The sequence below is a fragment of the Nocardioides sp. REDSEA-S30_B4 genome, assembly GCF_001627265.1.
Taxonomy (GTDB): Bacteria; Actinomycetota; Actinomycetes; order Propionibacteriales; family Nocardioidaceae; genus Nocardioides.
Genome location: NZ_LUPI01000058.1, coordinates 20986 through 33699, shown reverse-complemented (window position 1 = coordinate 33699; position 12714 = coordinate 20986). Strand labels below are relative to the sequence as shown.

Below are 12714 nucleotides of genomic sequence, written 5' to 3'. Positions count from 1 at the left end.
GTCATCTTCGTCGCCGAGCTCGGCGACAAGAGCCAGCTGATGGCGATGACGTTCGCCACCCGGTACCGCGCACGCGACGTGCTGCTCGGCATCACCCTGGCGACCGCGATCGTCCACCTCGCGTCGGTCGGCATCGGCTACGCGATCGGCTCCAGCTTCGAGCAGTACCAGGGACCGATCGCGATCGCGGCCGGCATCGCCTTCCTCGGCTTCGCGGCCTGGACGCTGCGCGGCGACGAGCTCACCGACGCGGAGGCCGACAAGGCGCGCCGCAGCACGGGCATGGCCATCGTCGCGGTCGGTGTCGCGTTCTTCCTCGCCGAGCTCGGCGACAAGACGATGCTCGCCACCATCACGCTGGCCACCCAGGAGGGCTGGCTGGGCACCTGGATCGGCAGCACCGTCGGCATGGTCGCCGCCGACGCCCTGGCCATCGGCGTGGGCGCCGTGCTGGGCCGCCCGCTCCCCGAGCGCACCATCCGGTACGGCGCTGCCGCGCTCTTCGCCCTGTTCGGGCTGCTCCTCGTGCTGGACGGTGCGGGCGCGCTGTAGTCCCGGCCCCCAGCTCGCCGCCGCAGCCGGCAGCGGGGCTCAGGTGAGCAGCGACTCCCCGAGCCAGGAGCCGTCCTCGAACCCGGGTAGCACCACGAAGACCGCCGACCCGATCGCGGTGGTCCACTCGTTGAGCTGGTCGAGCTCGTCCAGGGAGCGCTGCAGCGGCACGAACTGGTCGCTCAGGTCCGCCTGGTAGCTGGCGAACAGCAGCCCGCTCTCCACCCGCGCACCGCGGGGCGTGTCGACCTCCCGGGTGTAGTTGGCGCCCTTGCGGAAGATCCGGCGGCCGCCGTGCAGGCTCGGGTGCGAGCGCCGCGAGTGGGCGTCGCGGGGCACGACCAGCCGGCCCTGGGACTCGGCGGCCAGGTCGAGGTCGTCGAGCTCCTCCCCGCCGGTGAGCGGGGCGCCGTCGGTCAGCCGTCGGCCCACGGAGCGCTCCTGCTCGTCGCGGGTCAGCTCGTCCCAGGTGTCGAGGTCCATCCGGATCCGGCGCAGCACCATGGTGGTGGCGCCGGCCCAGCGGCCCTCGCGGATCCACACGGTGCTGTCGAAGAGCTCGGTGCCGGGACGGGGGTTGCCCGACCCGTCGACCTGGCCGAACAGGTTGCGCCCGGTCTGCGGGCGCCCCTCGGGGTCGGTGCCGTTCCAGGAGCCGACCTGTCGCCACCGCAGGCGGGCGAACGGCTCCGCGTCGGCCACCATGCGGCGTACGGCGTGGGCGACGGTGGTGCCGTCGCGGCCGGCGACCGTGACACACAGGTCGCCGCCGGACCAGCGCTCCTCGAGCCGGTCGTGGGTCATCGCGGGCACCTCGGCGAAGCCGGGCGGTCCCTCACCGAAGCGGTCGGTGCCGAGAGCGCCGGGGCCGACGCCCACGGTGATGGTGAGGTCGGCGGCAGGGGCCGAGAGCCAGGGGGCAGGATCGCCGGGGGCGCCGCGGCCCGCGGTGAGCGCCTCGACGTCCCCGGTCCACACGCGCATCAGGCGGCCCAGGGCCTCGCGGTCGACGCCGTCGAGCAGGTCGAGGGCCACGACCTCGGTGACGGCGGGTGGGTGCTGTGCGACACCGGGCTGGTGCGAGCCCCACGGGGACACGGTCTCCCCGGGTGCCTGCGTGGCCGGCGCGGCCGGGGCGGGGGAGTCCCCGCCCGCGGCCACGACCAGGCCGGCGCCGGCAGCGGCGCCGAGCCCGGTCGTGCCGGCGTAGCCCAGGAGCCCCCGGCGACTGATCCGGCTGATGGGCCGGCGAGGACTGCTGGGGCCCGACATCAGTGCGAGTGGTCCGAGGACTCCTCGTCGGAGTCCGTCTCGTCGTCGTCACCGTGCGAGTGGTCCTCGTCGGTGCCGGGCTCGTGGTAGTGCCCCTCCTCCTCGGTGAACTCCTTCACCGGGACGGTGAGCTCCTCCGTGGAGCCGTCGGAGAACTCGAGGGTGAGCGCGACCTCGTCACCGGGGGCGAGCTCGGTCTGCACGTCCATGAGCATGACGTGGTAGCCGCCGGGCTCGAGGAGCTTGCCGCGGCCGGCCTCGATGACCAGACCGGCATCCATGGCCTGCATCGCCATCGCGCCGTCGACCATGAGCATCTCGTGGATCTCGACCATCCCGGCGACCTCGCTCGAGGCGCCGACCAGCGTGACGTCCTCGTCACCGGTGTTGTCGATGGTCATGAAGGCCGCGGTCATCGAGGTGTCCTCGGTGCCCGCGGTGGCGCGGACCCAGGGGTCACCGACGACGAGCGAGGACGCCGCGTCGGTGGTGGCCGTGCCGGAGGTGGAGGCGGACGTCCCGTCCGTGGCGGTGCCGGAGTCGGACTCCTCGCCGCAGGCGGCGAGACCGCCGACCAGCAGGAGGGCGGCGGCGGACAGGCCGAGGACCCGGGAGGGTCGCGTGATCAGGGTGTGCATGAGTGGTTGTTCCTCGTCTCTGGGTGCGCCGGGGGCGGCGCGGGGGAGGCCCCCCGGTCAGGTGCCGGGGGAGCCGTGGGTCAGGAGGCGAGGAGGGCCGGTGGCCCGCGGTGGGGTACGGCGCTGTGGTGGCGCAGCCCGGCCGGCCGGGTCACCCGGGGTCGGACGGGCAGGCGCGTGGGCCGGGGGCCGGTGACCGTGGCCAGGAGGTCCTGCAGGCAGCGGGGCCGGGTCAGGGCACGGAAGGCACCCTGTGCCGCGAGCAGCAGGACCCGCCACAGCGCCTTCTCGCCCAGGGCCAGCCACAGGCCGAGCGCGACGGCGGCGGCGGTGTGCGCGGCCAGCATGCCGAGGCCCTGCCCCTGCAGGTGGCCCAGCAACGAGGCGTCCACGCCGGGGGTGGTCGCGGCCGGTGCGGTGGTCTGCTCCATGAGGGATCCCACGCGGCGTCCGTCGACCGCGGCCGGGGCCAGCGGGCTGCCCGAGCGCAACGGCACGGTTGTGGCCGCGTCGCCGACGTGACCGGCGGCCAGGGTCAGGGCGACGTGCACGCCCGTCTGGCCGCCCACGAGCAGGGCGACGACCCTTAGCGGGCTGGCCGGCCCGGTGAGGAACACCGCGGACAGGGCCACGCAGCCCAGCACCACGAGCGCCGTGACGGCGGCGTGCGGCAGCAGGCCGCCCGCGGAGGTGTGCGAGACACCGCCGACCAGGGCCATGGCGCCGCCGAGCACGGCGGCGCGTGACCACACCAGGGCAGCACCGGGGGTCGTGCCGGCGGTGCTGGCCGTGCTGGCCGTGCTGGCCGGGCTGGTCGGGCGCGTCGGGGCGGTGATGGTGGCCTCGCAGGGTCGTGGGCGTCGTACCCAGGGTACGGCGGTGGATGAGGGCCGTCTCATCGACGGCTCATGTCGACCTCACCGTCCGGGGGTCGAATCGTCCTCGTCGCCGCCGGAGGAGCCGGTGGCACACGACGAGAGGACTGGACATGCGCACCACAGTGAAGCTCGGGCTCGGCACGTTGGCGGGGGCCGTGGGCGCCGGGCTGCTGACGCTCCCGTCGTCGGCGGTGGCCGACGACTCCTTCTGGAAGCGCGAGGACGACCGCACCGACGTCGTGATGAGCGTCGACGACGACGATGACGACGACACCGGCAAGGACACCAACACCAAGAACACGAACAACACCAGGGACTCCCGGGACACCTCGGGCGTCGACAGCCGTGACGGCACGAACTCCCGGGTGACCGCGGTGTCGCGCGATCGCGACCGCAGCCGCGGCGACAAGACGCGCGACTGGACCCGCGACGGTGGCGACAGGACGCGTGACCGCTCGGCGAACAGCACCAACGACAAGTCCCGCAACGACACCCGCCGCTGATGAGCAGCTGGGAGCTCCGCGAGGGCGACGCGATCACCGACGAGCTGACCGCGGTGCGACGGCTCGGCGGAGGAGCGACCTACGAGGCCTACCTGGCTTTCGACGAGGTCACGTGGGGACCGGTCGTGGCCAAGGTGGTGCGACCCGACCTCGTCGAGGACGCCCCGTCCCTGCGCGGGCTGCGACGCGAGGCGGCCGCCCTGGCCGCCGTCTCGCACCCCGTGGTCGTCCGGGCGCTCCGTGCGTGCCCGGACGGCCCCCGGCCGCACCTGGTGCTGGAGAACCTCGACGGACCACGGCTCTCCTCGCTCCTGCGGCGTGGTGGGCGACTCCAGCCGCAGCAGTACCTGCCGCTGGGCATCGAGCTGGCGTCGGCGCTGCACTACCTGCGCCACCTCGGCTGGGTGCACCTGGACGTCAAGCCGTCGAACACGATCATGGGCGCGCCGGCGCGGCTGATCGACCTGTCGGTGGCGCGTCGGGTCGAGGACGCCGCTCGGTTGACGCACGTGATCGGCACCGATCGCTACCTCGCCCCCGAGCAGGCCGACCCGGTGGGCCTGGGCGGCCCGGGACCGGCAGCGGACGTGTGGGGGCTGGCGGCGACGATGTTCGAGGCGGTGGTCGGACACCGGCCGTTCCGGGACGGCGACCCTGCCGCCGACGACCCGGGTGCGCGTCACCCCCAGGTGGTCGAGGAGCCCCGCCGGTTGCCCGACGACGTGCCGGGCGCGGTCCGTGAGGTGCTGCTGGCCGGCTTGTCGCGCGACCCGGCGTGCCGCCCGGAGCCGCGGGAGGTCTCCGAGGCCCTCGAGCCCGTGCTGGCCTCGCTCCCGGCCCCCAGGCTGGCGGGCTGGCGCTCCTGAGCTGTGACCTCAGGTCGTGAACCGGTACCCCATGCCTCGCACGGTGGCGATCGCGTGGCTGCCGAGCTTGCGCCTGAGGTAGCCGACGTAGACGTCCACCACGTTCGAGCCGGGGTCGAAGTCGAAGCCCCACACGTGGTCGAGGAGCTGCTCGCGGGAGAGCACCTGCCCGGCGTTGCGCATGAAGATCTCCGCCAGGTTGAACTCGCGGGCCGACAGCTCGACCTCCCGCCCGTCGACGGTGGCCCGGCGGGTGCGGAGGTCCAGGCGCACGCCCCCGGCGGCCAGCGCCACCTCGGCGTCGGCCGGTACGGCGTTGACCTGCCGCAGGCGCAACCGGACACGCGCCTGGAGCTCGGCGAAGCGGAACGGCTTGCTCATGTAGTCGTCCGCGCCGCCGTCGAGCGCCGAGACGGTGTCGGTCACGGAGTCCCGGGCCGTCAGGACCACCACCGGCATCCGGGAGCCCTGTGCACGCAGCTGCTCGAGGACCTCGAAACCGTCGAGTCCCGGCAGGCCCACGTCGAGGATCATCAGGTCGTGGTCGCCCGACAGCGCCTGGTCCAGGCCGACGCGGCCGTCCGCGACGACGGTCGGCAGGTGTCCGTCGGCACGCAGTCCCTTGGCGATGAACGCCGAGATCCGCTCCTCGTCCTCGACGATCAGGATCCTGGCCACGTGTCCTCCTCGGGGTCGGCGCCTCGGTCTGTGGTGACGCGGACGGCGGGGACGTCGACCACGAACCGCGACCCGGACGGGTGACCGTGGTGCCCAGGGTCCTCCCAGCGTGCCGACCCGCCGTGCGCCTCGGCGATGGCGGACACGATCGAGAGTCCGAGGCCGAAGCCGTCGTGGTCCTCGCTGGCGGCACGAGCGAAGCGCTCGAAGACCCGGGTGCGGTCGTCCGGAGCCAGCCCGGGCCCGGTGTCGCGGACCCACAGACGCAGGCGCGTGCCGTCGTACGAGGACCCGATCGCCACCGGGTCCCCGGCACTCGTGTGCCTCACCGCGTTGTGGGCGAGCTGGAGCACGGCCTGGGTGAGGCGTTGCGCGTCCACCTCGACGCTGGCCTCGGCCATCTCGTCGAGGAGCCACTCACGACTCCCCAGCCCGCTGCACTTGGCCAGCAGGTCCTCGGTGAGCTCGCGCACGTCGACGTGGGCGACCCGCACGAAGTCGGGCCGGTCGGACTTCGCCAGCAGGATCAGGTCGCCCACCAGACGCGACATCCGGTCCACCTCGTCGAGCAGCAGGTCCCGGGTCTCGTCGACGTCCGCCTGGCTGCGGGTGTCGAGGACCTCGAGGTGTCCGCGCAGCACTGTCAGCGGGGTGCGCAGCTCGTGGCCGGCGTCGTCGAGGAAGCGACGCTGCTCGACGAAGGCGCTCTCGAGCCGGTCGAGCATGGTGTTGACCGTGCCGGTCAGTGCGGTGATGTCGTCGTTGCCGGTGACCGGGATGCGGCGGGAGAGGTCCAGCTCGCTGATCTCCTCGGCGGTGCGACGGAGGCGTCGGAGCGGGGCCAGCAGTCGTCCGGTGACCGCGAACGCGACGCCGGCGACCAGGAGCAGCGCCAGGGCGGACACGATCGCGTAGGTGCGCATGGTGTCGCGCAGCGCCGCTCGGTTGACGTCGAGGCGGGTGACCACGAGCAGCGCGCCGCCCTCGGTGGTGCTGCGGAAGCGGACGGGCTGCCCGACGAGCAGGATCTCCCCGGCACCGTCGACGTCCAGCCGTCGGCTCCCTCCGGACGCGGCCACCTCGGCGGCGGCGTCCAGGAAGCCCGGGTCGTCGACGAGAGGATCGGCCGCGGGCGATACGAAGCGCACCGGGTCGGGACGGGTGGAGATCCACCCCACCAGGAGCTCGTCGTCGTCGGGGATGTTGCGCTGGAAGAACAGCTCGAGCATGGCCGCGACGTCGGCGAACGGCTCACCGGTGGTCGGGTCGATGCCCTCGGACTGGATGCGGTCGAACTCCTGGAGCTCCTGGTCGACGGCGGCGAGGGTCTGCTCCTCGAGGCGCTGCAGCTCGATCGCGTAGACCAGCACGCCGGCGATGACCAACGTGGCCGCGGTGAGGGTGGCCACGGCGGCGGTGATGCGGGTGCGGACCGACAGCCCGGTCCGGGACGCGGTGTGGCGGGTCCTCAGTCGTCGTCCCCGTCCTCGTCGTCGCGGTCCTCGTCGCGCTCATCATCGCGCTCATCGTCGCGGTCCTCGTCGTCGTCGCGGTCCTCGTCGCGCTCATCGTCGTCGTCGCGGTCGACGTAGCCGGGGACGACGACCTGCGGGGGACCGGGGGAGACCCGCGGGGTCGGCTGGGGCGTCAGCGTGGCACCGGGTGTCGTGCCGGGACTCGGGGCTGGTGCGTCCTCGAGGATGATCGGCGATCGCGCGGGCGGTGGGTCCGCGGAGGAGGCGACCAGGCTGCCGACGGCGTAGGCGCCCATGGGCAGGCCGAGCGCCACTCCCAGCAGCACCTTGGCCCATCCCGTCATGGCTCCATGATGCTCACCCGCCATGACGGCGCGATGAGGGCCGGATGAGAACACTCTCATCCAGCGGAGCGCCACGTGCTCACCGGACCACCGCCGGTCATCGGGACCGCTCGTCGCGCGGAGGGGCCGCTCGGCGACGACGAGCGGCACGGCAGCCGGAGGCCAACCGTGGCGGCCCTAGGGTGGCGGGCGTCACACCCCGCTGACCCTCCGCCGACCGCAAGGAGCCCGTCGTGATCGTCCCGTTCAGCGTGTCCGACTTCATCGAGCGTGCGCTCACCGTCTACGGCGAGCGCACCGGCGTGGTGGACGAGCCCGACCAGCCGGCGGCGCCGCTGGGCACCAAGGGCGAGCTGACCTACGCCGAGATGGCGTCGCTGGCCGCGCGCCAGGCCGCCCGGCTCGACGAGCTGGGGATCGAGGTGGGGGAGCGGGTCGCGGTGGTCTCGCACAACTCGGCACGCCTGCTGACCTCGTTCTTCGGGGTCTCGGCCTACGGCCGGGTGCTGGTGCCGGTGAACTTCCGGCTGCGTCCCGACGAGGTGCGCTACATCGTCGAGCACTCCGGGGCCCGGGTGCTGATCATCGATCCCGAGCTCGACGAGGCGCTGGCCGACGTGACGGCCGAGCACCGCTTCGTCATCGGCGACGACGACCTGATCTACGCTCCCGAGGGCTCGGTGCCGCGGCCGTGGGAGCCGGACGAGAACGCCACGGCGTGCATCAACTACACCTCCGGCACCACCGCACGGCCCAAGGGCGTCCAGATCACCCACCGCAACATCTGGGTCAACGCCGTCACCTTCGCGATGCACGCGCAGGTCTCCGACCGCGACGTCTACCTCCACACTCTGCCGATGTTCCACGCCAACGGCTGGGGCATGCCCTTCGCCATGACGGGGCTGGGCGCCAAGCACGTCGTGCTGCGCAAGGTCGACGGCGCTGAGATCCTGCGCCGGGTCGCCGAGCACGGGGTGACCGTGATGTGCGCCGCCCCCGCCGTGGCTGCCGCGGTGCTGGAGGCCGCCCAGGACTGGGAGGGCGAGATCCCCGGCCGCGACCGGGTGCGGATCATCATGGCCGGCGCGCCGCCGCCGACGAAGACGGTCGTGCGGGTGCAGGAGGAGCTCGGCTGGGAGTTCATCCAGATCTACGGCCTCACCGAGACCAGCCCGCTGCTGACCTTCAACCGCACCCGCGCCGAGTGGGACCACCTGCCGGCCGAGGAGCGTGCCGGACTGCTGACCCGCGCTGGGGCTCCCGCGCTCGGCGTACGCCTCTCCATCTCGGAGGCCGACGGCGAGAACGAGGGCGGGGAGGTGCTGGCGCGCTCCAACGTGGTGCTCGAGGGCTACTGGGACCAGCCCGAGGAGTCCGCGAGGGCGCTGGCCGGCGGCTGGTTCCACACCGGCGACGGCGGCACCATCGGCGAGGACGGCTACCTGACGATCAGCGACCGCAAGAAGGACGTGATCATCACGGGCGGCGAGAACGTCTCCTCCATCGAGGTGGAGGACGTGCTGTTCTCCCACCCGGCCGTTTCCGAGGTCGCCGTCATCGGCGTGCCGAGCGAGAAGTGGGGCGAGACGATCAAGGCGCTGGTGGTCCTCGCGCCCGGGGCGGAGGCGACCGAGGCCGAGCTGATCGCGTGGTGCAAGGACAAGGCGGCCGGCTACAAGGCCCCGACCTCGATCGAGTTCCGTGACGAGCTGGCCCGCACCGCGACCGGCAAGCTGCAGAAGTTCAAGCTGCGCGCGCCGTACTGGGAGGGCCGTGACCGGCAGGTGAACTGATCCTGCGGCGACGCGGTCGTCGGGTGGAATGGGCCCCGCGTTCCCCGGCCGGGGAAAGGGCAGGAGGATCCGCGTGACCGACCCGTTGACCACGTCCCTGCAGGGCGTCGTACCGGCGATCGTCGACACCCACATCCACCAGTGGGACCCCTTCACGACGCCGCGGGAGGCGTCGCGGCTGGCGCCGCTCTACCGCCGTGCGCCCCGGCTCTTCGAGCGGCTGCTGCCCGTCCTGCTGCCGCAGGCCAAGCGGGAGCTGGTCCTCACCGCCGAGCACGTGGCCCAGCCCTACCTTCCCGAGGACTACGCCCGCGACGCGGCGGAGACCGTGGAGGCGGTGGGGGTGCCCGTGGAGGCGGCGGTGCACGTGCAGGCCGGGTGGCACCGGCCGGACCCGTCCGAGGAGACCGCGTGGCTCGAGACCCTGCCCTTCGGGGCCCCGGGTCGCCCGGAGCTCGCTGCCGTCGTGGGCACGGCCGACCCGCGCGCCCCGGACTTCGGCGCGCAGCTCGACGCCCACGCACGGGCCAGCGAGCGGTTCCGCGGCATCCGGTTCATGACGACCTGGCACCCCGACCGCGGCGTCATGGACTGGATCGACGAGCCGGGCGTGATGACGTCGACGTCGTTCCTGCGCGGGTTCGCCGCGGTCGCCGAGCGCGGGCTCACGTTCGACGCCTACGTCTACTCCCACCAGCTCCCCGAGGTGGTGACGCTGGCGCGGGAGCACCCCGAGACCACGATCGTGCTCGACCACTACGCCCCGCCCGTGGGCGTGTGCGGCCCGATGGGCAGGTCCACCGCCCGCACGGAGGGCGAGCGGCGCGACCTGCTCGCCCGCTGGCGCGACGACCTGGCCCAGCTGGCCGGCACGTGCCCCAACGTCGTGGCCAAGCACTCCGGGTTGGCGTTCCCCACCCTGGGGCACCGGGAGCGCGGACTGACCCGTCAGCAGCTCGCCGAACGGGTCGCCCCGCTCGTGGAGCACACCACGCAGGTCTTCGGCCCCGACCGGCTGCTGTTCGGGTCGAACTACCCCATGGACAAGTCCGTGGCGTCGTACGGCGTCGTGGTCGGCGCGCTCGCCGACCTGCTGGCCGACGGCGGACCCGACCTGCTGCGCAAGGTGTTCCGGCACAACGCGAGGGCTGTCTACCGCCTCTGAGTCACAGCGCGCGGAGCCCGGCGGTGACGAGCACGGCGACGAGCACGCTCAGCACGAGCGGGCACCTGCGCCACAGCATCAGCGCCGCCACGGCGACCCCCACGGTGTGCGCCCCCACCGACCACGACCGGCCGGCGGCCAGCACCGAGGTGACCACGAGCGCGCTGAGGAGCGTCGGCGCCATGAGGACGATGACCCGCGTCACCGGTGGCGGCAGCGCCCGGCCCCCCAGGAGCACCGGGCCGGCCGCCTTGATCAGCGCGGTCAGGGCGGCGAGGCCGAGGATGAGCCACCAGACCTGCGCGTAGGTCAACGTCATCCGTGCCTCACCCGGCCCTCCGCACCACACCGACGAGCGCGACGGCGCTGGCGGCCAGGATCGGGATGCCCGGTGGCGCGAGGGGCACCAGGGCCAGCGCGACCAGGGCACCGGCGAGGGCGACCCGGCGCGACACGCGGTCCCGCAGCTCCGCGATCAGCAACGACAGGAAGAAGACCGGGTAGATCGCGTCCAGCCCGAGTCGGTCGGTGTCACCGAGCAGGTCGCCCGAGACCGCGCCGACGACGGACCCGAGCGTCCACGCGACGTACTGCGGGAGCGTCGTGCCGAACAGCAACCACCGGTCGAAGGTGCCGTCACCACGATGGGCGAGCGCCCACGAGGAGTCCACGACGGTCTGCCCCTGCGCTGCGCGTCGCCACGGGCCACCGGGCAGCGACGGCGCCAGGGCGATGCCCATGGCCAGGAACCGGGCGTTCATCAGGCTCCCCGCGGTCAGGGCCGCGGGGATGCCGCCACCAGCGGTGACGACGGACAGCGCGGCGAACTGGGCGGAGCCGGCGAACACGATCATCGCGGTGACGCTGGCCTGGGCGACGCTGAACCCCGCCTGCCGGGCCAGCACCCCGAAGGAGACGCTGAGGAAGAACCCGACCGCCGCGAAGGGGAGCCCCAGCCGCAGGCCCCGGCGGAAGGAGGCGTGCTGCTCCTCGCCTCCCTCAGCTCTCACCGGCGCAGGCTAGCAACGCCCGAGGGGCCCGCCTCCCGGCGGCCTCAGGACGGCTTGACGTCCAGCACGACCTCGAACTCCAGCAGGTCCGCGCCGCTGGAGACCGGCTTGCGCTGCTCGCCCTCGGCACCCGCCGGGCCCGCGTGGGCCGCGCGGGCGTCGCCGTCGCGCCAGGCGGCGAACGACTCCTCGTCGCGCCAGTGGGTGACGACGAAGTAGCGGTCGTCGCCGGCGACGGGCCGCAGCAGCTGGAAGCCGAGGAAGCCGTCGGCGCCGTCGACGGTGTGGGCGCGGGCGGCGAACCGCTTCTCCAGCTCGGGGCCCGCCTGCGGCGGCACGGTGATGGCGTTGATCTTCACGACTGAGTTCGGGGCGGACATACAGGGAGCGTAGGCCGCTACCCTCGCCGCCATGGCCGAGCCCACGCTGCGATCCGTCGTCGACCTGGTGCACGGGTGGTACCCGCCCGGCACCGCTGACAGCTGGGACCGGGTCGGTCTCGTGCACGGCGACCTCGACCAGCCCGTACGCCGGATCCTGCTCGCCGTGGATCCCGCACCGGTCGTGGCGCAGGAGGCTGCGGACTGGGATGCCGACCTGCTGCTGACCCACCACCCGCTCTACCTCAAGGGCGTCCACGGCTTCACGAGCCAAACCCCCAAGGGGCGCACGTCGCTCACGCTCGCGGGGGCGGGCTGCGCACTGCTGGCCGCCCACACCAATGCCGACCAGGCCGAGGGCGGCGTGTCCGAGGCGATGGCCCTGGCCCTGGGGCTGCGTGACGCGCGGCCGATCCTCCCGGCGCCGCTGCCGGCCGTCGACAAGCTGGGCGTGATGGTGCCGGCCGAGGACGCCGACGGGATGCGCGCGGCGCTGGCCGGTGCCGGCGCGGGTCAGGTCGGCGACTACGACCACGCCTCGTTCACGGTCGCCGGGGAGGGGCGCTTTCGCCCGCTGCCCGGCGCCGACCCGACGATCGGCTCCGTGGGCGAGGCCGAGCGCGTCGACGAGGTGCGGATCGAGGTGGTCTTCCCGCGTGGTCGGCGGGCCCACGTCGTCCGGGCGATGCTGGCCGCGCACCCCTACGAGGAGCCCGCCTACGACGTGCTCGAGCTGGCCGACCCGCGGATCGGGACCACCGGCACGGGTCGCATCGGCGACGTGGAGCCGACCACCCTCCGCGCCTTCGCCGAGCGGGTCGCGGAGGCGCTGCCGGGCACCGCCCACGGCGTGCGGGTCGCCGGCGACCTGGACCGTCCCGTACGCCGCGTGGCGCTGTGCGGGGGAGCGGGCGACTTCCTGCTCGACACCGTGCGCGGCACCGACGCCGACGTCTACGTCACCAGCGACCTGCGCCACCACCCGGCGACGGAGTTCCTCGAGCACGAGGGTCCCGCCCTGGTCGACGTCGCCCACTGGGCCGCGGAGTGGACCTGGCTGCCGGTGCTGGCGAGGCGGCTGGAGGGGGCGCTGGGCGATACGGTGGAGGTGCGGGTCAGCACGCGCTCCACCGACGCGTGGACGCACCGCCTCTGACCCG

At 73.6% G+C, this 12714-nt stretch carries 15 protein-coding genes; 6 read left to right on the top strand and 9 right to left on the bottom strand.

Features of this window, described 5'->3' with window-relative positions; all coding sequences use genetic code 11:
* Positions 1-552, top strand: a 552-nt coding sequence (locus A6R01_RS11955; protein ID WP_292606137.1) for a TMEM165/GDT1 family protein, incomplete at its 5' end; no start/stop codon positions are given.
* Positions 553-591: 39 nt separating this feature from the next.
* Here A6R01_RS11955 and A6R01_RS11950 read toward each other — a convergent pair.
* The 3 genes from A6R01_RS11950 to A6R01_RS11940 all read right to left on the bottom strand — a co-directional run bounded on the left by A6R01_RS11950 (position 592) and on the right by A6R01_RS11940 (position 3361).
* On the bottom strand, positions 592-1824 hold the full coding sequence (locus tag A6R01_RS11950; protein ID WP_292606134.1) for a Dyp-type peroxidase: 1233 nt from the start codon (positions 1822-1824) through the stop codon (positions 592-594).
* Positions 1824-2462, bottom strand: coding sequence for a copper chaperone PCu(A)C (locus A6R01_RS11945; protein WP_292606132.1), 639 nt, complete (start codon positions 2460-2462; stop codon positions 1824-1826). The genes A6R01_RS11950 and A6R01_RS11945 overlap by 1 nt, the downstream gene beginning before the upstream one ends.
* A gap of 80 nt (positions 2463-2542) precedes the next feature.
* On the bottom strand, positions 2543-3361 hold the full coding sequence (locus tag A6R01_RS11940) for a hypothetical protein (protein ID WP_292606130.1): 819 nt from the start codon (positions 3359-3361) through the stop codon (positions 2543-2545).
* A gap of 89 nt (positions 3362-3450) precedes the next feature.
* Here A6R01_RS11940 and A6R01_RS11935 point away from each other — a divergent pair, with 89 nt between their 5' ends.
* Complete coding sequence (locus tag A6R01_RS11935) at positions 3451-3843, top strand: hypothetical protein (protein ID WP_292606128.1); 393 nt, start codon at positions 3451-3453, stop codon at positions 3841-3843.
* On the top strand, positions 3843-4709 hold the full coding sequence (locus A6R01_RS11930) for a serine/threonine-protein kinase (protein ID WP_292606126.1): 867 nt from the start codon (positions 3843-3845) through the stop codon (positions 4707-4709). The genes A6R01_RS11935 and A6R01_RS11930 overlap by 1 nt, the downstream gene beginning before the upstream one ends.
* 9 nt (positions 4710-4718) lie before the next feature.
* Here A6R01_RS11930 and A6R01_RS11925 read toward each other — a convergent pair whose 3' ends face one another.
* From A6R01_RS11925 to A6R01_RS11915, 3 genes are read right to left on the bottom strand one after another with little or no spacing between them, the layout of a single operon-like run.
* Positions 4719-5387, bottom strand: a complete 669-nt coding sequence (locus A6R01_RS11925) for a response regulator transcription factor (protein ID WP_292606124.1) — start codon at positions 5385-5387, stop codon at positions 4719-4721.
* Positions 5372-6796, bottom strand: coding sequence for an ATP-binding protein (locus tag A6R01_RS11920; RefSeq protein WP_292606122.1), 1425 nt, complete (start codon positions 6794-6796; stop codon positions 5372-5374). The genes A6R01_RS11925 and A6R01_RS11920 overlap by 16 nt, the downstream gene beginning before the upstream one ends.
* Before the next feature lie 59 nt (positions 6797-6855).
* Positions 6856-7206 carry a hypothetical protein gene (locus tag A6R01_RS11915; protein WP_292606120.1) on the bottom strand — a complete coding sequence of 117 codons (351 nt, stop codon included), beginning with the start codon at positions 7204-7206 and terminating at the stop codon, positions 6856-6858.
* Positions 7207-7439: 233 nt separating this feature from the next.
* On the opposite strand from A6R01_RS11915, the gene A6R01_RS11910 reads away from it, so the two are divergent.
* Entirely contained in the window at positions 7440-8999 is a 1560-nt protein-coding gene (locus A6R01_RS11910; RefSeq protein ID WP_292606118.1) for an AMP-binding protein, read from the top strand.
* Between the two features lie 73 nt (positions 9000-9072).
* The gene (locus A6R01_RS11905; protein WP_292606117.1) at positions 9073-10164 is read left to right on the top strand and encodes an amidohydrolase family protein; all 1092 of its coding nucleotides are present in this window, start codon (positions 9073-9075) and stop codon (positions 10162-10164) included.
* Position 10165: 1 nt separating this feature from the next.
* Here A6R01_RS11905 and A6R01_RS11900 read toward each other — a convergent pair whose 3' ends face one another.
* From A6R01_RS11900 to A6R01_RS11890, 3 genes are read right to left on the bottom strand one after another with little or no spacing between them, the layout of a single operon-like run.
* Positions 10166-10483: an AzlD domain-containing protein gene (locus A6R01_RS11900; protein ID WP_292606115.1), complete on the bottom strand. Its 318-nt coding sequence runs from the start codon at positions 10481-10483 to the stop codon at positions 10166-10168.
* A gap of 7 nt (positions 10484-10490) precedes the next feature.
* Positions 10491-11174: an AzlC family ABC transporter permease gene (locus A6R01_RS11895; RefSeq protein ID WP_292606113.1), complete on the bottom strand. Its 684-nt coding sequence runs from the start codon at positions 11172-11174 to the stop codon at positions 10491-10493.
* Positions 11175-11218: 44 nt separating this feature from the next.
* Positions 11219-11554 (bottom strand): antibiotic biosynthesis monooxygenase, encoded by a 336-nt coding sequence (locus A6R01_RS11890; RefSeq protein WP_292606111.1) that lies wholly within the window; start codon positions 11552-11554, stop codon positions 11219-11221.
* A gap of 31 nt (positions 11555-11585) precedes the next feature.
* Here A6R01_RS11890 and A6R01_RS11885 point away from each other — a divergent pair, with 31 nt between their 5' ends.
* A complete protein-coding gene (locus A6R01_RS11885; RefSeq protein ID WP_292606109.1) occupies positions 11586-12710 on the top strand; it encodes a YqfO family protein in 1125 nt (374 codons plus the stop codon).
* Positions 12711-12714: the final 4 nt, after the last annotated feature.

What these genes read in the sequence shown, in the direction of transcription:
- A6R01_RS11930 (WP_292606126.1), top strand. Translation starts at nt 3,843, where the DNA reads ATGAGCAGCTGGGAGCTCCGCGAGGGCGACGCGATCACCGACGAGCTG.
- A6R01_RS11950 (WP_292606134.1), bottom strand. Translation starts at nt 1,824, where the DNA reads ATGTCGGGCCCCAGCAGTCCTCGCCGGCCCATCAGCCGGATCAGTCGC.
- A6R01_RS11890 (WP_292606111.1), bottom strand. Translation starts at nt 11,554, where the DNA reads ATGTCCGCCCCGAACTCAGTCGTGAAGATCAACGCCATCACCGTGCCG.
- A6R01_RS11885 (WP_292606109.1), top strand. Translation starts at nt 11,586, where the DNA reads ATGGCCGAGCCCACGCTGCGATCCGTCGTCGACCTGGTGCACGGGTGG.
- A6R01_RS11935 (WP_292606128.1), top strand. Translation starts at nt 3,451, where the DNA reads ATGCGCACCACAGTGAAGCTCGGGCTCGGCACGTTGGCGGGGGCCGTG.
- A6R01_RS11940 (WP_292606130.1), bottom strand. Translation starts at nt 3,361, where the DNA reads ATGAGACGGCCCTCATCCACCGCCGTACCCTGGGTACGACGCCCACGA.
- A6R01_RS11900 (WP_292606115.1), bottom strand. Translation starts at nt 10,483, where the DNA reads ATGACGTTGACCTACGCGCAGGTCTGGTGGCTCATCCTCGGCCTCGCC.
- A6R01_RS11945 (WP_292606132.1), bottom strand. Translation starts at nt 2,462, where the DNA reads ATGCACACCCTGATCACGCGACCCTCCCGGGTCCTCGGCCTGTCCGCC.
- A6R01_RS11915 (WP_292606120.1), bottom strand. Translation starts at nt 7,206, where the DNA reads ATGACGGGATGGGCCAAGGTGCTGCTGGGAGTGGCGCTCGGCCTGCCC.